A 23,442-nucleotide genomic window follows, 5' to 3' on the forward strand; every position below is an offset into this window, starting at 1 on the left:
ACGGTGCGCAGCAGGGTGTCCAGGCACGGCTCCAGCAGGTCCTCGCGGTTGCGGGTGCAGACGATCACGCTGACGGCCACCTGGCCGGTACGGACGGCGGACGGCACCCGCGGCTCCTGCGCGGCCCGCAGCTGGCGGTGGGCGGCCCGGGCGACGGCCCGGGGCAGGGCCGCCGGGTCGCCGGCCGTGCCGGTGACGGTGACCAGCCCGAGCGGGTGCCCGTGCCGGCGGACCAGGGCCAGCACCCGCCCGGACGGCACCGGGCGCAGCCCGCCCGGGGTGCGGAGCTCGTCCGGCCTCTCGAGGTCCAGCTCGACCATCTGGGTCGGGGCGGCGACCGGCTGGAAGGTGGGTGTAGTCATCACGGGCTACTCTCCGGTCCGGACACCGCGCTGGTGCCAGACGCTCAACAGGTAGCAGAAGGGGCCGTACAGCAGGCCGCGGAACTCCAGCCGGCCCAGGCCCGCCATCGCGCCGGCGGCGGGCGCGCCCTGGGTGCGGGTGCGGCGGGCGGCCTGCCAGCGCCAGACGCCCCGGGGCAGGTGGCGGACGATTCCGGCGAGGACCTCGGGCTGGTGCGAGATGGCGGCCGCCAGGTAGGCGCCGAAGCCGACGCCGAAGTTGAAGACCTGCCTGGTCAGCGCGTCCATGGTGCGCGGGTGGGGGTGCCAGACGATGGCGTCGGGCTGGTAGGCGACGGTGTGGCCGCCGCCCAGGACCCGGAAGAAGGCCAGCAGTTCCTCGCCGCCGCGGGCGGCGGTGCCGGCGCCGGTCGCGGTGTCGAATCCGCCGAGGCGGCGCAGCAGGTCGGTGCGGAAGGCCATGTTGGCCCCCGATCCGAACCGGCCGACCGAGAACCGGACCAGCGGGTCCTCGGGCCGCTCGCGCAGCGACCAGCTGCGGGCGGTGAAGCCCCGGGCGTAGCCGCCGTACTCCTCCAGGGCGACCTGGGCCTCGGTGTCCAGCTCGGCGGGCATCACCAGTCCGGTGACGCAGCCGATCCGGTCGTCCGAGCGGAACGCCTCGGCCAGCGCGGACACCCACCCGGCGTCGACCACCAGGTCGTCGTCGGCGAAGGCGACCAGCTCGCCGTGGGCGGCGGCCAGGCCCCGGTTGCGGGCCCGGGCCAGGCCCGCCACCGGCTCGCGCAGGTAGCGGACCCGGCCCGGGTAGCGGGAGCGGACCAGTTGCTCGGTCGCGTCGTCGTCCGGCGCGTTGTCGACCACGATCACCTCGACCCGCGGGTGGGCGGTGCGCAGCAGCGAGTCCAGCGCCCGCGGGAGCAGGTGCGGACGGTTGCGGGTGCAGACCACCACGCTGACCGTCACCGGCTCGGTGGCCGGGCGGACGCGGCGGGTGCGGTCGGGCAGGGTTCCCCGGGTCGCCGTGGAGAGCGAGGGGACGTGCAGTTCGCGATGTGCGGCATCGACCAGCGCCCGGCACAGTGCGGCGGGGGCGCCGGCTGTTCCGGTGGCGGTGACCAGGCCGAGCGGGTGTCCGTGCAGTCGCACCAACGCCAACACGCGGCCGTCCGGGTCGGCCGGTCCGAGACCGCCGGGTGAGCGCAGCTCACCGGGCTCGTCCAGGTCCAGTTCGACTACCCGGACGGGGGTGTAGAGCGAGTCGCGGGCGGCAAGGCAGGGGCAGGCAGCTGCGGTGCGCCGGTCGGAGCCATTCATCATCGCTCCCCTGCGGAGGCGGGCGTCGCCGCCCTGGCGCCGGGACGTTCGGCGATCAGGGTGCGCAGCACCCGCTTGCCGTCGGAGACGGCGTGCAGGTGCGAGCGCCCGTTTCGGCGGGGGAGTTCGAGGCTCGGGACCTCGGCGAGGCGGAGGCCCGAGCGGAGGGCGTGCGCGACCATCTCGGCCTCGATCTCGAAGCCGGAGGAGCGCAGGTCGAGTTCGTCCAGGAAGCTGCGCCGGAAGGCGCAGAAGCCGTAGCAGAGGTCGGTCAGGTGGGCGCCGTAGAGCCGGTTGACCACGGCGAGCAGCGCCCGGTTGCCGAGCGACCTGACCCGGGTGAAGTCCAGCGAGCCGCCGCCGGCGATGCAGCGCGAGCCCTTGACGAAGTCGTAGCCGTTGGCGAGGAAGTGCAGGTAGTGCGGGATCTCACCGGGCCACATCGAGCCGTCGGCGTCCATCATCACGATGAACTCGCCCTCGGCGGCCGCGAAGCCGGTGCGCAGCGCGTTGCCCTTGCCGGGGCCGCTCTGGTCCACGTGGCGGACGGTCGGCAGGCAGTGCTTGGCCATCGAGACGGTGGCGTCGCTGGAGTCGCCGTCGACCAGGATCACCTCGTCGACGCAGCGCGGGATCTGCTCGAACACCCAGGGGATGTTGCGGGCCTCGTTGTGCGCGGGGACGACCAGGCTGACGCTGTGCGCGGTGGAGAAGTCGGTCGCCCGGCGCATGGGTGGCCGTACCGTGGCGCGGTCGCCGGCGCGGCGCATCGGACGACCGTCGCGGTCGGGGTACGGAAGAACGTTGTCAGGAGGCAGCGTGGTGCTCATCGAGGGCAGTCCCTAAGAAGGCCACCGGGCACACAGAGGCCCGGCACGCGGGTACCTGGCGGGGCGTCGAGAAGCCCCGAACGGGGAACGGAGACGGGTCGCGGCGCTGCGGGCTGCTTCGTACGAACTCCCCCGAAGCCCCTCACAGACGTGCCGGCCGATCTCGGGCGCCGAAGCGCCGACACGAACAGCAACTGGCGAAATGTACGTCCGCCGTGAGGCGGTGCCAGAGCCCCATCACATCAGCACGGATGCGGCGCGTCAAGGGGATATGTCCGTATTTCATAAGATTGCCGGGTATCGACCACTCTCGGTCACCACTCCCCGGGCCACCGCACGGCCGCCCTACGGGCTCCCCCGCGGACCCGCCCGGACCGGCGGCCGGCCCTCAGTTCTCGCGCGCGAAGTCCGCCGCGGGGAGGTTGACCTCGGCGATCCGGCGGGCGATCTCACCCGGCCGCACCGGGCGGCCGAAGTGCCAGCCCTGCGCCCAGTCGCAGCCCATCAGCCGCAGCCGCTCCGCGTCCGCCCGGCTCTCCACGCCCTCGGCGGTGACGGTCAGGCCGAGCGTGTGGGCCAGCGAGACCAGGCCGCTGACGATCCGCCAGCCCAGGTGGGTGTCCTTGGCCGGGTCGTGCAGGTCGCCGACGAAGGACCCGGCGATCTTCAGCCCGGAGACCGGCAGATCGCGCAGGTACGCCAAGTTGGACCAGCCGGTACCGAAGTCGTCGACGGCGAGCGAGACGCCCATGTCGACCACCGCGTGCAGCGCCTTGAGCGCCTCGTCCTCGGGCCCGACCACGGTCGACTCGGTGATCTCCAGCTGCAGCATCGCCGGGTCGAGCCCGGTGCTGCGCAGGATCCGGTCGATGTCCCCGACCAGACCGGCGTTGCGGGCCTGACGGACCGCCAGGTTGACGCTCAGCTTGGGCGCCCGCTCGCCGAACCTGGCCACCCAGTCCGCGGCCTGACCGCAGGACTGCTCCATCACCCAGCGCCCGAGCGGCATGATCAGGCCGGTCTCCTCGGCCACCCCGACGAACTCCTCCGGGCCCAGTACGCCGAGCTGCGGGTGGCGCCAGCGCACCAGCGCCTCGACCGCCACCAGCGAACCGGAGGCCAGGTCGACCATCGGCTGGTAGTCGATGAAGAACTCGCCCCGGTCCAGCGCCGAGGGCATCCGCACCGACACCGCGTAGCGGCTGACCGCCCGGGCGTTCTCCTTCGGGTCGAACAGCGTCCACCGGCCGCGGCCGGCCTCCTTGGCCCGGTACAGCGTGAGATCGGCGGCGCGCACCGCCGCTCCCGGCGTGGTGGTGGCGATCCGCCGCTCCAGCACGCCGACGCTGGCGCCGACGGCCAGCTTGTGGTCGCCGATCAGCACCGGCTTGGCCAGCGCGGCGAGCACCGTCTTGGCGGCGGCGACCGCCTCCTGCTCACCCCGGCAGTTCTCCAGCAGCACCACGAACTCGTCGCCGCCGAGCCGGGCGACCATGTGCCCGAGCGGGGTGAGGGCGGCGTCCAGCCGGGCCGCGACAGCGGTCAGCAGCTGATCGCCCATGTCGTGGCCCAGGCTGTCGTTGACCACCTTGAACCCGTCCAGGTCGACGTAGCACAGCCCGAACCGGGCACCTGGCTCCGGATCCTCGAACAGGTCGTCCAGGCGTTCGAAGAAGGCCGCCCGGTTGGGCAGCCCGGTCAGCGGGTCGTGGGTGGCCTGGTGGCGCAGCCGCTCCTGCAGCCGGTAGCGGTCGGTGATGTCCTCCAGCATCGCCACCTGGTACTGCGGCACGCCGTCGTCGTCGCGGATCAGCGACACCGTCAGGTGGGTCCACACCACCTCGCCGTCGTGCCGGTAGTACGGCTTGTCGAACTGGAAGTAGTCCCGCTTGCCGCTGATCAGCTCCTCGTACGCCTCCCAGACGCCCGGGGTGTCCTCGGGGTGCACCAGGTCGTTCACCCGGCGGCCGCGCATGTCCTCGGGGCCGGCGCCGAAGATCTCCTGCAGCGCCCGGTTGACGGCCAGGATGTTGCCCTCGGTGTCGCCGAGGCCGATCCCGATCGCGGCGCTCTCGAACAGCGCCCGGAACCGGGCCTCGGAGGAGCGCAGCGCCCGCTCGACCTCCTGCCGGGCGGTGTCCGCCGCCAGCCGGATGGCCTCCTGCTCGCGCAGCGTCCGCTCGCGCAGCGCCGCCGCCCAGCCGGCCGCGAAGGCGCCGCACAGCGCCGGGCCGCGCCCGTCGCGGACCGGGTACCGCTGGAGCAGGACCACCGCGTCGGCGAGCACCGCCGGGTCGGTGAAGTGCGAGTCGACCAGCATCGCGCCGGCCTGCTCGGCGAGCCGGGCGTCGAACTCCTCGTCCTGCCGGGCGCGGTGCAGCAGGTCGGCGCTGCGGCCGGCCAGCCGGCTCAGGGTGCCGGGGTGGACGGCACTGCCGTGGCCCGCCCGCAGCAGCCCGGCCCAGGCGTCGTGGAACTCCGCCGCGCGGCCGTCGGGGTCGTCCTGCGACAGCCCCTCGCTCACGGCAGGCGTCCGACGCCGGCCGCGCCGGTCATCCGCTCGGGGTGGGCGCCGACCGCCTCGGGCCGGTCCGGCCGCCACTCGGGGAGGAAGACGACCCCCGGCTCCAGCAGCTCGAACCCCTCGAAGAACCCGGTGATCCGTTCCAGTGACCGCATGGTCAGCGGCGTCGGGGTGCGCTTGTACAGGTCCTGGTGGGAGCCGGCCTGGTCGGGGCGGCCCTCCAGCGAGGCGTGGCAGATCACCAGGGCGCTGCCGGGCGGGAGGGCGTCCCGCAGCCGGGCGACCAGCTTCTCCGGCTCGTCCTCGTCCTTGACGAAGTGCAGGACCGCCACCAGCAGCAGCACCACCGGCTCGCCCGGGGCGAGCAGCTCGGCCACCTCGGGCCGGGAGAGCAGGTCGGGGACGTCCCGCAGGTCGGCCTCGACCACCGAGCAGAGCTCGTCGTCCTTGAGGATCAGCCGGCTGTGCGCGACCGCCACCGGGTCGTGGTCGACGTACACCACCCGGGCCTCGGGCCGGATCGCCCGGGCGATCTCGTGCACCGGGCCGAAGGTGGGGATGCCCGAGCCGATGTCCAGGAACCGGGTGTGGCCCTGCTCGGCGAGGTACTCCACCGAACGGCGCAGGAAGGCCCGGTTGGCGCGCATGATCTGCGGAAGGTCGGGCCAGAGCTCCATGGCCTTGCGGGCCATCTCACGGTCGGCCTCGAAGTTGTGCGAGCCGCCCAGGTAGTAGTCGTAGACCCGGGCCGCGTTGGGCTTGTCGAGATCCGTTCCGGCGGGCACCCAGTTCGGTCGCCGCATCACGGCACCCCTTCCGCAAGGGAAAAAGACAACAGGCCATAAAGATCTTCCTATCATCCGATCTTCTTTGCAAGTGGAGTCTTCCGCTTCGGCGCGTCGCACCCGCACCACCCGGCACCGCCAAGGGGCCGCACCCGGCACGGCGCGCGACCGGGCCCCGGCGCGTACCCGGCGCGCGGCGCCCACCGGACGGACAATGGGGTGCAATGGCCGGACGCATCGAGGACTACGCCCTCATCGGTGACCTCCAGACCGCCGCCCTGGTGGGCAGGGACGGTTCGGTCGACTGGCTCTGCCTGCCCCGGTTCGACTCCCCCGCCTGCTTCGCCGGACTCCTCGGCGACGCCCGGCACGGCGCCTGGCGGCTCGCCCCGACGGCCGGCGGCACCTGCACCGCCCGCCGCTACCGCCCGGACAGCCTGGTCCTGGAGACCGACTGGGAGACACCCCAAGGAGCGGTACGGGTCACCGACTTCATGCCGCACCGGGACCGCGTCCCCCAGCTGATCCGGATCGTCGAGGGCCTGCGCGGCAGCGTCCCGGTCCGCGCCGAACTACGGCTGCGCTTCAACCACGGCCGGGTCGCCCCCTGGGTCCGGCGCACCGAACGCCACCGGGTCGCCGTCGCCGGCCCCGACTCCGCCTGGCTCCGGGTCCCGCCCGGGGTGCACACCTTCGGCCAGGACGGCGCCACCCTCTCGGAGTTCACCGTACGGGCCGCCGAACAGGTGCCGTTCGTCCTCACCTGGCAACCCTCCCACCAGCACATCCCACCCCGCACCGACCCCGCACAGGCACTGGAGCGGACCGTCGCCGGCTGGCACGACTGGGCGGCCAGCTGCCGCTACACCGGCGAGTGGCGGGACGCCGTCCTGCGCTCCCTGATCACCCTCAAGGCCCTCGCCTACGAACCCACCGGCGGCATCGTCGCCGCCCCCACCGCATCCCTGCCCGAACAGATCGGCGGCGAACGCAACTGGGACTACCGCTTCTGCTGGCTGCGGGACTCCAGCATGACCCTGGCCGCCCTGCTGCGCAGCGGGTTCCGCGAGGAGGCCGCCGCCTGGCGCAAGTGGCTGCTGCGGGCCATCGCCGGCGACCCCGGCGACCTGCAGACGGTGTACGGCGTGGCCGGCGAGCGCGGCCTGCCCGAGACGGTCGCCGGCTGGCTCCCCGGCTACCGCGGCTCCACCCCGGTCCGGTTCGGCAACGCCGCCGTGCACCAGCTCCAACTCGACGTCTACGGCGAGGTGGTGGACACCCTGCACCTCGCCCTGCTGGCCGGGATCCCGATGGAACGGCAGGTCTGGAGCCTGCTGAGGAGCCTGATGAGCTACCTGGAACAGCACTGGAGCGAACCGGACGAGGGACTCTGGGAGGTCCGGCGCGGCCGGCGCCACTTCGTCCACTCCAAGGTGATGTCCTGGGTCGCCGCCGACCGCGCCGTCCGGATGGCCGAGAGCACCGGACTGCCCGCCCCCGTCGACCGCTGGCGCGCCATGCGCGACAAGATCCACGCCGACGTCTGCGCCAACGGCTACCACCGGGGCCGCGGCGTCTTCGTCCAGCACTACGGCGGCACCGACCTGGACGCCGCCACCCTGTTCATCGTCAAGACCGGCTTCCTCCCGCCGGACGACCGCCGGGTGATCCGCACCGTGGAAGCCGTCCGCAGCGAACTGGACCACGGCGGCTTCGTCCGCCGCTACTCCACCGGCCCCGACGCCGACGGCATGCCCGGCACCGAAGGCGCATTCCTGGCCTGCTCGTTCTGGCTCGCCGACGCCCTGGCCGCGATCGGCCGCCGGGACGAGGCCCGCGAACTGTTCGCCCGGGTGGTCGCCCTCGGCAACGACCTCGGGCTGCTCTCCGAACAGTGGGACCCGCTGGAGAAGCTCCAACTCGGCAACACCCCCCAGGCGTTCACCCATGTCGCGCTGGTCAACTCGGCCTTCGTGCTGTCCGGCGCCTGACCGGGCACACTGGACCTCCGCCACCGGCCCGACGGCCCGGCCCGCACCCCCAGCCCGGAGGCCCGGATGACCACCCGCCCCCGCATCGACGACCACCAGCGCCGCACCCGGCTCGCCGTACGCCAACTCCTGGCACCCGCGCACCGCGCCGCCACCCCGGAACAGGTCGCGGACGCCGTGGTCGCCCTGCACGCCACCGACCCGGCCACCGTCTTCCTCTCTACCGCCGCCCGCCTCGGCCCGGCGCAGGGCCCCGGCCGGACCGCACCCGACCCCGTCCCACCACTCGAACGCGCACTGTACGAGGACGGCACGCTGGTGCGGATGCACGGCATGCGGCACACCCTGTTCGTGGTCCCGGCCGCCCTCGCCCCCGCCGTGCAGGCGTCCACCACCAGCAAGGTCGCCGAGCGCGAACGGCGCGGCTTCACCGCCTTCGCCGCCGAGGGCGGCTTCGACCAGGACTGGCTCACCGACGTCGAACACGAGGCCCTGGCCGCACTGGACCGCGCCGGCGAGGCGACCGGCGCCCAACTCGGCTCCCTGGTACCGAGGATGCGCGAGGAGATCGCGGTCGCCGTCGGCAAGCCGTACCAGGCCGTCCAGACCATCGGCACCCGGATGCTGCGGGTGCTCGGCATGGAGGGATCGATCATCCGCCGCCGCCCGGTCGGGAGTTGGACCAGCGGCCAGCACCGGTGGGCGACCCACCGGCCCTACCCGCAGCAGCCGGCCGCCGCCGCCCAGCGCGACCTCACCGCCCGCTGGCTCGCCGCCTACGGCCCCGCCACCGCGGAGGACCTGCGCTGGTGGACCGGCTGGGGACTACGGGAGGTCCGCACGGCACTCACCGGCTGCGGAGCCGTCCCCGTCGACCTCTCGGACGGCGAAGGCTTCGCCCTGCCCGACGACCTCGAGCCGGTCCCCGACCCCGAACCCTGGGTGGCGCTGCTCCCCGCGCTCGACCCCGCGCCGATGGGCACCCGGTACCGCCACTGGTTCCTGCCCGACGAGCACCGGGCCGAACTCTTCGACCGCTCCGGCAACATCGGCCCCACGGTGTGGTGGAACGGCCGCATCGTCGGCGGCTGGGCCCAGCGCGCGGACGGCGAGATCGCCTGGCAACTGCTCGGCCCCGTCGACCGGGCGGCCCGCGACGCCCTGGAGGCGGAGGCGGAACGGCTGCGCGGCTGGATCGGCGACACCCGCGTCACCCCGCGCTTCCGGACCCCGCTGGAGCGGCGGCTGTCCGCGTAGGGGCTGTCCGCGTAGGGGCTGCGCCGGGCGGACGGCCCGGGCCCGGCCCCGCGCGGTGCGGGGCCGGGCCCGGGTCAGGAGCTGTCGGTCGAGTCAGCCGGCGGTGCAGGTGAGGGTCGGGGACGGGTTGGCGCCGGAGTATCCGGCGCCGAAGCCGAAGCCGGCCGAGGCGCCCGGGGCGAGTACGCCGTTGTACGGGGCGTTGACCACGGTGACCGCCGTACCGGACTGGGCCAGGCCACCGTTCCACAGGTTGGTGATCTGCTGGTTGCCGCCCCAGGTCCAGCTCACCTTCCAGGAAGTGGTGGGCGCAGTACCGGTGTTGGTGACCGTGACCGCCCCGTTGAAGCCGCTCCCCCAGTCGCTGCTGACGCTGTACGCGGCGGTGCAGCCCGCGCCTCCCCCGCCGCCTCCCGCGGTGGTCACCGTCAGCGCGGCCGAGACCGCCGACGCGTTGCCCGCCGCGTCCCGGGCCCGGACGGTGTAGCTGTAGGCCGTCGAGGCGCTCAGCCCGCTGTCGGCGTAGGCCGGGGCGGACGTCGAACCGACCAGCACGCCGCCGCGGTAGACGTCGTAGCCGGTCACCGCCGTGTTGTCGGTGGACGCCGTCCACGCCAGCGAGACCGCGGAGGCACTGACCGAGGTCGAGCGCAGCCCGGTCGGCACGCTCGGCGCGCTGGTGTCCCCGCCGCCACCGCCGAGGGGCGGGTACGCGTTCCGCAGCAGTTCCTGGAACTGGGCGGAGAACCAGTGCCCCGCCAGCGGGGCGTTCGGCAGCGCGCCCGACATGTGGTTCCCGTTGCGGGCGTTGCCGGTGTAGGTCGGGTCGCACATCCGGTCGAAGCCCTTGCCCTCGTCGTTGGCGACCGCGGAGCTGGCGCCGTCGGACTCGCCCGGCGGTTTCACCCACACGTACGCGTCGACGCCGGGCTGCGGCGCTGCCGTGGGACGCTCTCCGAGGCCCGCACCGGACTGGTTGCACCAGTTGCCGGTCTGCAGCCGCCGGTCGATCCGCCCGCCGTCCACGTAGGCGTCCACGCCGGTCGTCGGCCCGGGCCCGGCCGGGCGGGCGGCGCCGCCCCAGCCGTTGCGGGAGGTGTCGATCAGCATGCCGACACCCGGGTCGAACCCGGCCGCGACCGCCCGCTGCCGGAACGCCTGGGCGTAGGAGAGCTCGTCGACGTAGCGGTTCCAGTCCACCCACTTGCTCTGCCGCACCGAGGTGCCGTTCACGGCGTCGTCCACGGTGAAGTTCGGCTCCTTGAGCGCCGAGTAGTTGGCCGTGTTGACCACGAAGCCCTGCACGTCCGCGACCGTGCTGCCGGCCGCCGTGGCCGCCTGGTGCAGTATCTGAACGGCCGGGTCGAGGTTGGAGTCCCAGCCCAGCCAGCCGTGGTGGCCGGCGTCGATGTAGTTGTAGACGTTGGGCACGGCGCCGAGTTTGGCGAGCGCGTAGCCGACGCCGTTGACGTAGTTCCCGTTCGCCTTCATCGTGTCGCACTGCGGCGTCGCGGTCGCCGTGCCACCGGCGTTGGTGACCAGGTTGGGCAGCGAGTCGATCTCGATGGTGTTGACGATCCGCAGCCCGGCGTAGGCGGGATCGGCCAGGATGGCGGCGATCGGATCGATGAACTCATTCTTGTAGCGCGGCAGTTCCGTCGGACCGAGCTCCCCGTTCGAGGCCAGCGCCGCGCAGTCCCGGCCGGGCAGGTCGTAGATCACCAACTGGACCACGAACGGCCGGCCCGCGGCCTGCGTCACCGCCGCGTCCAGGTGGGCCCGCAGGCCCATCGCACCCGAGGCGCCTTGGACGGCGGCGATCCGGTCCAGCCAGACCGCGGTCGGCTGACCGGCCACGGCACTGCCACCGGGCTCGGCCGCCGCACGGGCGGACCACTCCGGGTTCACATAGACACCCGCCCCGGCGTACGGGTTGTCGACCCGGGCGGCGGACAGGGACTGGGCTCGGGCGGGCTGGGGGGAGGACGCGGCCGCAGCCGGGGCGGCGCTCGGCGCGACACCGGCGACCGTCAGCGCCGCGACGGCGGCCACGGCCCGGATTCCGGGCAGGAGACGAGGTTGCACTTGCGGATCCTTTCGGGTGGGGGTGGATCCCGACGTGCTGGTGTTGGTGGTGGGGGGTGCCCGAGACGGGTACACGATTGTGGGAGCGCTCCCATATGGCCGAGATCTGCAGCCTCGCGCACTCGGGCGCTACGGGGGAAAGGGGTGCACCAGGGGCCGGGAGGGGCCAACTCCCACTGCCGGGCTGGTCCTGAGCTCATGGATTATCAAGCCATGCACGCTGTCAATCGTCAAGCGGTGCAGCAGAGTTCAGAAGATGAAGTCAGCGGACGCGACCCGTGGCGGAGTGGGAGCGCTCCCTCAGGGAGGGCCGGCGCATGACGGGCGCCGATCAGGGCTCGCCGATCAGGGCGCGCCGGGCTCCGGCCTGATGCCGTACTCCGCGATCCAGCGGGAGCCGAGCAGGACGATGTCCGCCGTCTCCACCGGACGGCCCGTGGAACGGTCGTAGTGGGTGCGCTCGACGGCCAGCACCACGGCACCCGGCTGGACGGCGAGCCGCTGCGCCTCCTGCCGGGTCGCCTGACGGGCACTCACCCGCTCGACCGGCAGGCCGACCTCGATGCCGATGACGGCCATCCGGTCGGCGACACCGATACCGCCGTGCGGCCCGGCCTCGGGGAGGACGATCAGGCTGTTGCCGGTCACGGCCATCGGCTCCCAGGAGTCCGTGAGCTGGACCGGCACCCCGTCGGCCAGGTGCACGTACGCGGTGTGCACCACCGGCTCACCGGCCGCGATGCCGAGCCGCTCGGCGACCACCGCGTCCGCCCTCGCCGTCGCGGACTCGGAACGGCGGGAGGCGTCCATCCCCTGCTCCACCAGCATCACTCGAACGGGTGATCCCTGACCGGGACGTACGCGCTGATGCCGCACCAGAACCTGCGGCGCCTCCTGCGACTGGACGAAGTAGCCCGCACCGGGCCGCGCGACGACCAGGTTCTCCTCGATCAGAATCCCGTAGGCGCGCTGCGCAACGCCTCCCGAGTAGCCGAACTCCTCGGCCAGTTCGCTGATCGAGGGCAGGCGCTCGCCCGCGACGACGCCGCCGTCCAGGATCCGGGCGCGCAGCTCGTCCGCGATGCGGAGGTACGGCGGGGTGTCCGTCACGGCGTCCTCTCTACTGCATCGGTGTGGCCTGGATGACACGGTAGCGCGAGTCGGGATACTCTATCGATACGGTTCAACCGTACCTATAGGGGAGATCGGTGCAGATCAGTGTGCGCGCGGCCGCTCTTCGGAGCGCCATCGAGCAGGCCACCGGCGAGCTGGCCCACGCGCACCCGACCGCCACCGGCCTGCGGATAACCGCATCGGTCCCCACCGACTGCGGCCCGGAACGCTGGGCCGACATCCTCAAGGCCATCACGGTGGCCGAACGCTGGGGCGCGACCGACGCCGCAGGACTGACCCAGATCTGGGCCGAGATCCAGGAGGATCCGTGAGCAGCACCCGACTCCGCCCGCCCCCGACGGCCGTGCGACCGGGCATCCGACCGGACCTCACACCGTGACGGCACCGCGCTGGGAGCCCGACCGCTACCTGGTGGACCGCCTGCCGCCCGACGCCGCCGGCCGGCTGATGTGGGGCATCCGCGACCTTCACGACGGCGGTGCCTGGGTGGAGACCGGCGGCGAACTCGAGCGGTACCCGCTGCGGAGCAGCGCCCAGCAGTGGATCCGCGCCCGCCGTTACGTGGACGAGGGGCGGCCCCGCGGCTCAGGAGAATGCCGCGGCCAGGGAGGCCGCCGCGATGGAAGGGAGTGACATGCCCGAGGAGACGACCAGCACAGCCGGTGCGACGGGCCCGGCAGCCGCCGCCCGTACGGCCGCAGCGACCACCGCTGCCGTGGGGGAGGCCCCCGTCCTGCTGACCATGGGGTACTGCGTGGACTGCGGGGACTACGTTCTGGGGCGGCCCGTCCGTCCCATCAACGACCGGGCCGAGGCCGTCGACCAGCATCGCGACTGTCCGAGGCCCATCCCGCCGAACCGCCGCCCACCGACCGGTCCGCGGCCGGTCAGCCGCCCGCCGGGGCGCCGCGCACGGAAGCGGGCCGAGCCGGCCACGGCCTCGGACCGGCGCGCCACGGGCCACTGCACCCAGGGGTCAACTCCCCAGGACCGGGAGCCCGTTCAGGACGGGAACAACCAGCGGCGCAGCAGACGGGTGACCGCCGGCAACGCGAGGTAGGTCATCAGCGCACTGATCACCGGCGCCATCAGCAGGGTACGGGCGACCACCGGCAGGCCCGAAAGGTGCGGTGTCAGCACCAGGTTGGCCGTGACGGTGAGCGGGGCGATGGCCACGGTGGAGGCCACCATCATCTTCCAGCGGGCGGGCGGGTTGCGCCGCGCGCCCACCGAGGTGGTGGCGAACCAGCCCTCCATGCCGTGAAGTTCACGACGCGCGACCTCCACATGGTGAACGTCCGCCCGGGCGAAGCATGCCGCCCGGGCCGGGGAGGCCTGCCAGTCGGCGAACGCCGCGGCGTCGCGGAAGTGCAGCAACAGATGCCAGGGGTCCTCGGACCCGGCCGGACGGAGCAGTCCGGTCCCCAGGTTGCCCGGATGGTCGGCCGCAGCCGCGAGAATGCCCCGCGCCCACCCCTCGAAGGCCTCCTCGAACCCGGGATCGACCCGCCGGGCCACGAACAGCGTGACCTCCTCACCGGCGGCCGCCCGCCCGCCGCCCGCGCCCGCTCCGATGCCGTTCAGGCCCTCCGTCGTGGTCATTCGTGCCTCGTTCCTCTCCGGCGGCGGGCGGTCCACTGCCCCGTTCCAGGTGGGCCCGCCCTGGCGCGCAGGGTACGCGGGCGGGCCGGGCCCGTGTCGCGGCCGTCCACGGATCGGAGAGGCCGGGTACGCACGGGTTCGCACGGGGGCGCGGCGCGGTACACAGGTGCGGCACGCGGGCGCGGCGGGCGCGTACGGTCCGGGCCGAGTGTGCCCCGGTACCGTGGGCGCGGGCCGGCGTGCCCAGGCGAGACCGGGAGGAGCAGCCGTGTTCGAGGCGTTCGACCGCACCGGGACGGGCAGCAGCAAGTGGGCCCGGGCCGGAGCCGGGCGGATCGCGCTGGGCCTGGCGGACATGGACCTGCCCGGCCCGCCCGCGATCGGTGCGGCGCTGGCCGCCAGAGCCGGGCACCGCGCGTTCGGGTACACGGTGTGCGATCCGGATGGCCGGCAGCTGGTGGCCGAGTGGTACCGCCGCCGTCACGGGGTCGTGGTCGATCCGGACTGGGTGATGCTGCTGCCCTTCGGGCCCCGGACGGCTGTACGGCTGCTGTTGGAGGCCGCGGAGCCGCGGGGGCCGGTGGTGTTCGGCACCCCGGAGTGGGGCGGGTTCGGTCCGGTCTGCCGGGCGGCCGGACTGCCGTACCGCGAGGTGCCGTTGGCCCGGGACGAGGACGGCTACCGCCTGCCGGTGGAGGAGTTCGCCGATCTGCGGCCGGGCGTGGTGATGGTGAGCAGCCCGCACAATCCGTCGGGTCGGCCGTGGCGGGCCCGGGAGATCCGCGCTCTCGCCGAACTCGCCGAGGAGTCCGGCGGGTTGCTGCTGTCGGACGAGGTCCACGGCGATCTGGTGCACCCCGACGCGGACGCCCGGCACCCGGTCGCGGTGGCCCTCCCGGGTACGGGAAGCGACGGCGGCGCGGTGCGGCACACCGTCACCCTCAACTCGGTCGGCAAGACGTTCAACACCTCCGGCATCCCGAGCTGCTTCGCGCTGGTGCCGGCCGCCGCGCTGCGCGAGCGGCTGACGGCGGTGATGGCCGGGCACGGGTTCTGGGAGGGCGGCCTGTTGGAACAACTGGTCCAGCGAGCCGCGTTCAGCGAGGGCGGGCCGTGGCTGGACGGGCTGCTCGCCCACCTCGCCGTGGCCCGCGATCTGGCGGTGGAGGCCCTCGGCGGCGCGGTGGCGGCCCGGCCGCAGGCCTCGTACCTGCTGTGGCTGGACGCCGCCGCCGTGGCCCGGAAGGCCGGGCTGCCCGGTCTTCCGGGAGAACACGCCAGGGCAGCGATCCTCACCGAACGTGACGTCGAACTGGCGGACGGATCCGACTTCGGCCCGGGCGGCCACGGCTTCCTCCGGCTCAACTATGCGCTCCCGCTGGCCCGTCTACGTGCCGCACTCACCCATCTGACCTGCGAAAACGGACTCTGAGCGGCGGCGAGGTTTGCCCCGTTGCAGACTGAGCAGGAACAACCGGGCCGCATACCGCGAACCGAGGATGGTGAGTCCGGTGATACCTGTACGCCCCCACCCGGCAACAGCACAGCAAGAAACGCCACCCAGCGTGACCCCGCTGACCGAAGCCTCGGCCGAGGAACACCTCGCCGGGATCTGCTTCAAAATCGGGCCGCCCCGGCTGATCGGGGTCGAGACCGAGTGGTTCGTCCATGACTCCCGATGTCCGGACATCCCGGTCGACCCGGCCCGCGCGGCCGCCGCAGTGGCGGCGCTGCCCGACCACCCCGACGGCCCGCTGCTTCCCGCGGGCGCCACCCTCACGCACGAACCCGGCGGCCAGGTCGAGCTCAGCTCCCTCCCCGCCGAGGACCCCGGCAGATGCGCCGTCGATCTGCTCCGCGACCAGGCGGCCCTGCGGGCGGCGTACGCCACCCAGGGGCTGTGCCTCACCGGCAGCGGTACCGACCCGCTGGCCCGCGAGCGCCGGATGCAGCTCACCCACCCCCGGTACGTGGCGATGGAGAAGTACTTCGACCGGGCCGGGCCGTGGGGCCGGATCATGATGTGCGGCACTGCATCCGTGCAGGTAAGCGTCGACGCGGGCACCGAGCGCGGGGCGCAGTCGCTGGCGGAGCGCTGGCGGCTGGTGCACCTGCTGGGGCCGGTGCTGGTCGCGGCGTTCGCCAACTCGCCGCTGCTGGACGGCCGGCCGACCGGCTACCGCTCCACCCGGCAGATGGTGTGGTCGCGGATGGACCCGAGCCGCACCTTGGCCCCGCCGCCCGGCGGCGACCCGCGGGAGGCGTGGGCCCGGTACGTGCTGGATGCCAAGGTGCTGTGCGTCCAGCGCCCGGACGGCCAGCCGTGGACGGCGCCCACCGGGCTGACCTTCCGGGACTGGCTGCGTGGCGCGGGCGACCGACCCGCCACCCTGGCCGACCTGGACTACCACCGCACGACGCTCTTCCCGCCGGTCCGGCCACGCGGCCACCTGGAGCTGCGGATGCTCGACGCGCAGCCCGGCGACGGCTGGCTGACGCCGCTGGCGCTGGTGAGTGCGCTGCTGGACGACCCGGTGGCGGCCGACGCGGCGTTCGCGGCGTTGGAGCGGCTGTACTCGGTGGACGGCGCGAGCGTTCACGCGAACGTGAGTGGTGGCGCGAGCGTGAGCGGTCACGCAAGCGTGAACGGCAGCGCGAGCGTGAACGGTGGCGCGCGCGTGAACGGTGGCGCGCGCGTGAACGGTAGCGGCGGCGTGAATGGTGGCGGCGGCGCAAATGGCGGCGCGGGTGCGAACGGTCGCGCTGACGTGAACGATCGCATGACCGAAAACGTGAACGGTGGCCGGAGCGCGAACGCTCACCACACCGTGAACGGCCGCAGCCCCGCGAACGCTCACGCTTACGTGAACGGTCGCACCCGCGCGAATGTGGACTTCACCGTGAACGCCCCGCGCAACGCCCTGTGGCAGCGCGCGGCGGTGCTGGGGATGTCCGACCCCGAGCTGCGGCGCGCCGCTCTCGCCTGCTTCGGCGCCGCCGAACAGGCGCTCGGCCGCGCTGACCGCCCCGCGGGCGCACAGGCCGCAGAGGGCGCCGACCTGCTGCGCGAGAGGCTCACCGCCTTCGCCGAGCGTTACCCGGCGCGCGGCCGCTGCCCCGCCGACGACCAGCTGGACACCCTGCGAGCGGGCGCCCGCCCCGTACCCGAGGAGGCCGCACCGTGCTGAACACCGACCGGCCCGAGCCGACCCCCGGCACCGCCGCACACCCCGGCACCGCCACACCACCCGCCGCACCTGGCCCTGCTGCACCGGGCCCCGCCGCATCCGGACCCCCCGCACCCGGAACCCCCGCCCCCGGAACCGCCGCGCTGCGGGAGCTGATCGCCGGTGAGCTGATCGCCGCGCGCGAGCGCACCGCGCGGCTGACGGACTGCGTCGAGGACCACGACCTGACCGCCCAGCACTCGCCGCTCATGTCGCCGCTGGTCTGGGACCTGGCCCACATCGGGAACCAGGAGGAGTTGTGGCTGCTGCGGAACGTCGCCGGCCGCGACCCGATGCATCCGGAGATCGACCCGCTGTACGACGCGTTCGAGCACCCGCGCTCCGAACGCCCCACCCTGCCGCTGCTGCCGCCCGCCGAGGCCCGCGCCTACGCGCACGAGGTCCGCGGCCGGGTGCTCGACCTGCTGGAGGCCAGCCCGTTGGAGGGCACCCGGTTGCTCACGGACGGGTTCGCGTTCGGGCTGATCGCGCAGCACGAGCAGCAGCACGACGAGACGATGTTGATCACCCACCAGCTGCGGCGCGGCCCCGTCGCGCTGACCTCTCCCCCGCCGCCCGCCCCCGTGGGTGCCGACCGGTTGCCGCCCGAGGTCCTGGTGCCGGCCGGGCCGTTCACCATGGGGACCGACACCGAGCCGTGGGCGCTGGACAACGAACGCCCGGCGCATCAGGTGGAGTTGCCCGCCTTCCGGCTGGACACCACGCCGGTGAGCAACGCCGCCTACCAACGGTTCATCGCGGACGGGGGCTACGACGAGCCCCGCTGGTGGACCCCCGAGGGCTGGAAGCACCGCCTGCAGGCCGGGCTGGTGGCGCCGCTGTTCTGGACCGAGGAGGGCGGCCAGTGGCTGCGCCGCCGGTTCGGCGTGGTGGAGCCGGTGCCGCCGCAGGAGCCGGTGCTGCACGTCAGCTGGTACGAGGCGGACGCGTACGCGCGGTGGGCCGGGCGCAGGCTGCCGACCGAGGCGGAGTGGGAGAAGGCGGCCAGGTTCGACCCGGTGAGCGGCCGCTCCCGGCGCTTCCCCTGGGGTGACGCCTCCCCCGGTCCCGAGCACGCCAACCTCGGCCAGCGGCACCTCCAGCCCGCCCCGGTGGGCAGCTACCCCGACGGTGGTTCCGCCCACGGCGCCCGGCAGTTGATCGGTGACGTGTGGGAGTGGACGGCCAGTGACTTCCTGCCGTACCCGGGCTTCCGGGCCTGGCCGTACCGGGAGTACTCGGAGGTGTTCTTCGGGCCGGAGTACAAGGTGCTGCGCGGCGGTTCGTTCGCGGTGGCGCCGGTCGCCTGCCGTGGCACCTTCCGCAACTGGGACTATCCGATCCGCCGCCAGATCTTCTCCGGTTTCCGTACCGCCTGTTCGGTGGAGGGCGACTGATGTGCCGCCATCTCGCCTATCTGGGGCCGGCGGTGCCGATCCGGGAGCTGGTGGTGGCGCCGCCGTTCGGGCTGTACCACCAGTCCTGGGCGCCCCGGTCGCAGCGGTACGGCACGGTGAACGTGGACGGCTTCGGGGTCGGCTGGTACGCGGACGGCGACGAGGTCCCCGCCCGGTACCGGCGGACCGGGCCGATCTGGGCCGACCGGTCCTTCGAGGACCTGGCCCGGGTGGTCCGCACCCGGGCGCTGCTGGCCGCCGTCCGCTCGGCCACGCCGGGGTGCGCGGCCGGGGAGGAGGCGGCGGCGCCGTTCGCGGCGGGGCGCTGGCTGTTCAGCCACAACGGCGCACTGCCCGGCTGGCCCGAGCGGTACGACAAGGCCGCCGCCGCGCTACCGCCCGCGGAGCTGCTGGCGCTGGAGGCGCGCAGCGACTCGGCGCTGGTGTGGGCGCTGGTGCTGCACCGGCTGCGGGCCGGGGCACCGCCAGGTGAGGCGCTGGCCGGGACGGTGCGGGCGCTGGCCGGGTACGGACCCGATGCCCGGCTCAATCTGCTGCTGACGGACGGGACTTCGATCGCCGCCACGGCCTGGGGGGACACGCTGTTCCACCGCACCGGGCGGCCCGGGGAGGGCGTGCTGGTCGCCTCCGAGCCGGGCGACGACGGTCCGGGCTGGACGGCGGTACCCGACCACTCCCTGCTGACGGCCGACTCCTCGGGGGTCAACGTGCTGCCGATCCAGCCGGGTTGACGGCGCGCCCGCCTCACGGACCAGGTGACCACGATGCGACGGGACGGCCCCCGCGGCCGTCCCGGTACGAAGCGGATGACGAGTGTTGAGACGACTTTCGAGAGGACGAACAGCCGTGAGCTCCTACCACCTGACCCGGCTCCTGCCCGCCGATCACTTCAGCCACGCGCTACGCCACGACGTGCAGCACGGTCTGACCGCGAGTCCCAAGACCCTGCCGCCGAAGTGGTTCTACGACGCCCGGGGCAGCGACCTGTTCGAGGAGATCACCCGGCTGCCGGAGTACTACCCGACCCGGGCGGAGCGGGAGATCCTGACCAGCCGGGCCCGTGAGATCGCCGCGATCACCCGGGCCAGGACGCTGGTGGAGCTGGGGTCCGGCTCGTCGGAGAAGACCCGGCTGCTGCTGGACGCCTTGCAGGAGCTCGGCACGCTGGAGACGTACGTGCCGGTGGACGTCAGCGAGAGCGCGCTGGACGCCGCCGGGCGCGGGCTGACCCGCGAGTACCCGGGGCTGGCGGTGCGGGCCGTGCTGTCGGACTTCACGCACGGGCTGGGCATGCCGGCCGGTGAGGGGCCGAAGCTGCTGGCGTTCCTCGGCGGGACGCTGGGGAACCTGCTGCCGCAGGAGCGGGCCGAGTTCCTGGCCGGGCTGCGCCGGCTGCTCAAGCCGGGTGACGCGCTGCTGCTGGGTACCGACCTGGTGAAGGATCCCGGGGTGCTGGTCGCGGCGTACGACGACGCCGCGGGCGTGACGGCGGAGTTCAACAAGAACGTGCTGTCCGTGCTGGACCGGGAGCTGGACGCGGACTTCGACCCGGACCTGTTCGAGCACGTGGCGGTCTGGGACCCGAAGCAGGAGTGGATCGAGATGCGGCTGCGGTCGACCCGGGCCCAGACGGTCAAGATCCGGGCGCTCGATCTGCCGGTGCACTTCGAGGAGGGCGAGGAACTGAGGACCGAGGTGTCCGCGAAGTTCCGCCGCACCAGGATCGCGGACGAGCTGACGGCGGCCGGGCTGCGGCTGGCCGAGTGGTGGACCGACGAGCAGGGCCGGTTCGGGCTGTCGCTGGCGGTGCCGAGCTGACGCGAGTAGCTCGACCCCGTGGCATCCGTTCATTATTTGAACGGATGCCATCGGTCATTGACCGGACAAATCGGGATCCTGAGTGCATGACTTGAATGATTGCGGCTACGCTCTCGGGCGGAAAGCTCAATGTTGAGTACTCGGGAGTCGAATCGTGAGCGCCCTACCCACGGCTGTGCAGCCGGAGACCCGGTCGGCCGACCGGCTCGGCTTCGTCGTCTTCATCACGGCGGCCGCCGCCCTCGGCGGCTTCCTGTTCGGCTATGACAGCTCGGTGATCAACGGTGCCGTCTCCGGCATCCAGGGCCGGTTCGCCGTCGGGGACGGCGTGACCGGGCTGATCGTCTCCTCGGCCCTGCTCGGGTCGGCGGTGGGCGCGGCGCTGGCCGGGCGGTTCGCCGACCGGTACGGCCGGATCCGGGTGATGAAGGTGTCGGCCGTGCTGTTCGGGGTGAGCGCGGTCGGCTCGATGCTGCCCTTCGCCGCCTGGGACCTGGCCTGCTGGCGGGTGCTGGGCGGCGCGGCGATCGGTATCGCCTCGGTGATCGCGCCGACTTACATCGCCGAGGTCGCACCGACCCGCTACCGCGGCCGGCTGGCCTCGTTCCAGCAGGCGGCGATCGTCCTCGGCATCGCCGTCTCCCAGCTGGTCAACTGGCTGCTCGCCCGGGCCGCCGACGGCGACACCCGCGGGCAGCTGCTGGGCCTGGAGGCCTGGCAGTGGATGCTCGGCATCTGCGTGGTGCCGGCCGTCGTCTACTTCGTGATGGCCGCGCTGATCCCGGAGTCCCCGCGGTTCCTGATCGCAGCCGGGCGCACCGAGCAGGCCCGTTCGGTGCTCCGCGAGATCGAGGGCGACGCGGCCGACACCGACGCCCGGATCGAGGAGATCCGCACGCTGATCGCCTCCGACCACCAGCCGCGCATGCGGGACCTGCTCGGCGGGCGGTTCGGCCTGCTGCCGGTCGTCTGGGCCGGTATCGGCCTGTCGGTGTTCCAGCAGCTGGTGGGCATCAACGTGATCTTCTACTACTCGTCGATCCTCTGGCAGTCGGTCGGCGTGGACCAGAGCAGCTCGCTGCTGATCAGCTTCTCCAGCTCGGTCATCAACATCGTCGGCACCGTGGTCGCGATCCTGCTGGTCGACCGGATCGGCCGCAAGCCGCTGGCGCTGATCGGTTCGGCCGGCATGGCGCTCTCGCTGGCGACCGCCGCCTGGGCGTTCAGCTACGCCACCGGCAGCGGGGACGAGGTCTCGGTCCCCGATCTGCAGGGCACGGTGGCGCTGGTGGCGGCCAACGCGTTCGTGCTGTTCTTCGCGATGTCCTGGGGTGTGGTGGTCTGGGTGATGCTGGGCGAGATGTTCCCGAACCGGATCCGGGCGGCCGCCCTGTCGCTCGCCGCCTCCGTCCAGTGGGTCGCCAACTGGGCGATCACGGTGAGCTTCCCGTCGCTGTCCCGGTGGAACCTGTCGGCCACGTACGCGATCTATGCGGCGTTCGCGCTGGGTTCGGCCTTCTTCGTGGCCCGGTACGTGAAGGAGACCAAGGGCGTCCGGCTGGAGGACATGGGCTGACCCGGGCCGACTGCCTGGCCGGCCCACGGCACAAGGCCGCGGGGGCGTCCACCGGACGGCTGTCCGGGCGGGCGCCCCTCGGCGTCGCACCATAGCGCCGTCACGATCGGCGCGGGGCCCGAATCGTCCTCTCCCTGCGGGCGGGAACGCGCATCCGGTAGCCATGGGGGCAGGAGGGATGTGCTCTTGATCTTCAGTCGGTTTCGTCCTCGCAAGCCCGGCCAGGCCGGCGTCTGCCCCTACGCCCACCCCGGGCACGGCACACCGGCCGGGTACGGCAGCCACCTCGGCCAGGAGCCGCGTCCCGTACCGGACTCCGAGGGCCCGGGCCCGTCCGGACCGGCCGTGCGGCGTCCCGGGACCGCGTCGGGCGCGCACACCCCGCAGGCCGTACGGGCCGAGCCGGCCGCACAGGCCGAGGCGTTCATCCGGCAGTTCCACCACGAGCGGCCCGGCGCCGTCGGCCCCGGCCCGAGGATCCGTCAGGTGCTGGACGAGATCGACCGCACCGGGAGCTACACCCACACCGCCGAGGAGCTGGCGTTCGGGGCCCGGGTCGCCTGGCGGAACTCGGCCCGCTGCATCGGGCGGCTCTACTGGCGCAGCCTGGTGGTCCGCGACCTGCGGCACGTCACCGCGCCGGACGAGATGGCCGAGCAGTGCTTCGAGCACCTGCGGGCGGCCGCCAACGGCGGGCGGATCCGTCCGGTGATCTCCGTCTTCGCGCCCGACCGGCCGGACCGCCCGGCGCCGCGGATCCTCAACCAGCAGCTGGTGCGCTACGCGGGCCACCGGCTCCCCGACGGCGGACTGCTCGGCGATCCGGCCGGCACCGAACCGGCCGACCTGGCCCTGCGGTTGGGGTGGAAGGGCGGCGAGGGCCGGTTCGACGTGCTGCCGTTGCTGATCCAGCAGGGTCCGGCCGACGCACCGCACTGGTACGAGCTGCCCGACGACGCCGTGTCGGAGGTGCGGCTGAGCCACCCCGAGCACGGCTGGTTCGCCGAACTCGGCCTGCGGTGGTACACGGTGCCGGCGATCAGCGACATGGCACTCGAGATCGGCGGGGTCAGCTACCCGGCCGCCCCCTTCAACGGCTGGTACATGGGCACGGAGATCGGCGCCCGCAACCTCGCCGACGCCGACCGGTACGACATGCTGGCGACGGTCGCCGAGCGGCTCGGCCTCGACACCACCAACGAGCGGACGCTCTGGCGGGACCGGGCGCTGGTCGAACTCAACCTGGCGGTGCTGCACTCCTTCCAGGAGGCCGGCGTGACCATCGCCGACCACCACACCGAGTCGGTGCGCTTCCTCAAGCACATCGCCCAGGAGCAGCGGCTCGGCCGTCCGACCCCGGCGGACTGGAGCTGGATCGTGCCACCCGTCTCTGGCGGCCTCACGCCGGTGTACCACCGCTACTACGACCCGGTGGACCCGGACCAGCGGCCGGCCTTCGTCACCCGGTCCCCCTGGTAGGTCCGGCGGGCACGGCGGCGGGCGGAGCCACGGGCAC

The 23,442-nt window shown here is 73.4% G+C and carries 19 protein-coding genes; 11 read left to right on the forward strand and 8 right to left on the reverse strand.

The genetic code is table 11. The features are described from left to right. From AA75_RS52345 to AA75_RS24515, 5 genes are all read right to left on the reverse strand, one after another. A partial coding sequence (locus AA75_RS52345) for a glycosyltransferase (RefSeq protein WP_233289171.1) occupies positions 1-362 on the reverse strand: 362 nt, incomplete at its 3' end. 6 nt (positions 363-368) lie between these two features. Continuing rightward, entirely contained in the window at positions 369-1,682 is a 1,314-nt protein-coding gene (locus AA75_RS24500) for a glycosyltransferase family 2 protein (protein ID WP_082526788.1), read from the reverse strand. Then, on the reverse strand, positions 1,679-2,509 hold the full coding sequence (locus AA75_RS24505) for a glycosyltransferase family 2 protein (RefSeq protein WP_033822380.1): 831 nt from the start codon (positions 2,507-2,509) through the stop codon (positions 1,679-1,681). The genes AA75_RS24500 and AA75_RS24505 overlap by 4 nt, the downstream gene beginning before the upstream one ends. Before the next feature lie 388 nt (positions 2,510-2,897). After that, on the reverse strand, positions 2,898-5,033 hold the full coding sequence (locus tag AA75_RS24510) for a bifunctional diguanylate cyclase/phosphodiesterase (protein WP_233289172.1): 2,136 nt from the start codon (positions 5,031-5,033) through the stop codon (positions 2,898-2,900). Further along, positions 5,030-5,836, reverse strand: coding sequence for an SAM-dependent methyltransferase (locus AA75_RS24515; RefSeq protein ID WP_033822381.1), 807 nt, complete (start codon positions 5,834-5,836; stop codon positions 5,030-5,032). Before AA75_RS24515 ends, AA75_RS24510 begins: the two co-directional genes overlap by 4 nt. Positions 5,837-6,042: 206 nt before the next feature. Between AA75_RS24515 and AA75_RS24520 the strand changes: the two genes are divergently transcribed. Together AA75_RS24520 and AA75_RS24525 are read left to right on the forward strand one after the other, a co-directional pair. Continuing rightward, entirely contained in the window at positions 6,043-7,809 is a 1,767-nt protein-coding gene (locus tag AA75_RS24520) for a glycoside hydrolase family 15 protein (RefSeq protein WP_033822382.1), read from the forward strand. A 66-nt stretch (positions 7,810-7,875) separates the two neighbouring features. Continuing rightward, complete coding sequence (locus tag AA75_RS24525) at positions 7,876-9,066, forward strand: winged helix DNA-binding domain-containing protein (RefSeq protein WP_033822383.1); 1,191 nt, start codon at positions 7,876-7,878, stop codon at positions 9,064-9,066. A 93-nt stretch (positions 9,067-9,159) separates the two neighbouring features. On the opposite strand, the gene AA75_RS24530 is transcribed toward AA75_RS24525, so the two are convergent. After that, positions 9,160-11,022, reverse strand: coding sequence for a glycoside hydrolase family 6 protein (locus tag AA75_RS24530; RefSeq protein WP_233289174.1), 1,863 nt, complete (start codon positions 11,020-11,022; stop codon positions 9,160-9,162). Positions 11,023-11,496: 474 nt separating this feature from the next. Then, on the reverse strand, positions 11,497-12,261 hold the full coding sequence (locus AA75_RS24535; protein WP_033822384.1) for a GntR family transcriptional regulator: 765 nt from the start codon (positions 12,259-12,261) through the stop codon (positions 11,497-11,499). 98 nt (positions 12,262-12,359) lie between these two features. Between AA75_RS24535 and AA75_RS24540 the strand changes: the two genes are divergently transcribed. Then, the gene (locus AA75_RS24540) at positions 12,360-12,596 is read left to right on the forward strand and encodes a hypothetical protein (RefSeq protein ID WP_033822385.1); all 237 of its coding nucleotides are present in this window, start codon (positions 12,360-12,362) and stop codon (positions 12,594-12,596) included. Between the two features lie 64 nt (positions 12,597-12,660). Beyond that, positions 12,661-12,918, forward strand: coding sequence for a hypothetical protein (locus AA75_RS24545; protein ID WP_033822386.1), 258 nt, complete (start codon positions 12,661-12,663; stop codon positions 12,916-12,918). Positions 12,919-13,287: 369 nt separating this feature from the next. Here the strand turns inward: AA75_RS24545 and AA75_RS24550 are convergent, their stop codons facing one another. Continuing rightward, a complete protein-coding gene (locus AA75_RS24550; protein WP_082526795.1) occupies positions 13,288-13,887 on the reverse strand; it encodes an antibiotic biosynthesis monooxygenase in 600 nt (199 codons plus the stop codon). Positions 13,888-14,155: 268 nt separating this feature from the next. On the opposite strand from AA75_RS24550, the gene AA75_RS24555 reads away from it, so the two are divergent. The 7 genes from AA75_RS24555 (at position 14,156) to AA75_RS24585 (ending at position 23,405) form a co-directional block, all read left to right on the forward strand. Continuing rightward, the gene (locus tag AA75_RS24555; protein ID WP_033822387.1) at positions 14,156-15,319 is read left to right on the forward strand and encodes an aminotransferase class I/II-fold pyridoxal phosphate-dependent enzyme; all 1,164 of its coding nucleotides are present in this window, start codon (positions 14,156-14,158) and stop codon (positions 15,317-15,319) included. Positions 15,320-15,452: 133 nt separating this feature from the next. Further along, positions 15,453-17,075, forward strand: coding sequence for an ergothioneine biosynthesis glutamate--cysteine ligase EgtA (egtA, locus tag AA75_RS52350; RefSeq protein ID WP_233289173.1), 1,623 nt, complete (start codon positions 15,453-15,455; stop codon positions 17,073-17,075). Positions 17,076-17,218: 143 nt separating this feature from the next. Next, on the forward strand, positions 17,219-18,511 hold the full coding sequence (gene egtB / locus AA75_RS24565) for an ergothioneine biosynthesis protein EgtB (protein WP_033822410.1): 1,293 nt from the start codon (positions 17,219-17,221) through the stop codon (positions 18,509-18,511). Further along, complete coding sequence (gene egtC / locus AA75_RS24570) at positions 18,511-19,263, forward strand: ergothioneine biosynthesis protein EgtC (RefSeq protein ID WP_033822388.1); 753 nt, start codon at positions 18,511-18,513, stop codon at positions 19,261-19,263. Before egtB ends, egtC begins: the two co-directional genes overlap by 1 nt. A gap of 115 nt (positions 19,264-19,378) precedes the next feature. After that, positions 19,379-20,350 carry an L-histidine N(alpha)-methyltransferase gene (egtD, locus tag AA75_RS24575; RefSeq protein WP_033822389.1) on the forward strand — a complete coding sequence of 324 codons (972 nt, stop codon included), beginning with the start codon at positions 19,379-19,381 and terminating at the stop codon, positions 20,348-20,350. Between the two features lie 154 nt (positions 20,351-20,504). Beyond that, entirely contained in the window at positions 20,505-21,926 is a 1,422-nt protein-coding gene (locus AA75_RS24580; RefSeq protein WP_051813231.1) for a sugar porter family MFS transporter, read from the forward strand. A 186-nt stretch (positions 21,927-22,112) separates the two neighbouring features. Continuing rightward, complete coding sequence (locus tag AA75_RS24585) at positions 22,113-23,405, forward strand: nitric oxide synthase oxygenase (RefSeq protein WP_255369522.1); 1,293 nt, start codon at positions 22,113-22,115, stop codon at positions 23,403-23,405. Positions 23,406-23,442 lie beyond the last annotated feature (37 nt).

Origin of the sequence: Kitasatospora sp. MBT63, from assembly GCF_000710465.2 — a bacterium.
GTDB lineage: Bacteria > Actinomycetota > Actinomycetes > Streptomycetales > Streptomycetaceae > Kitasatospora.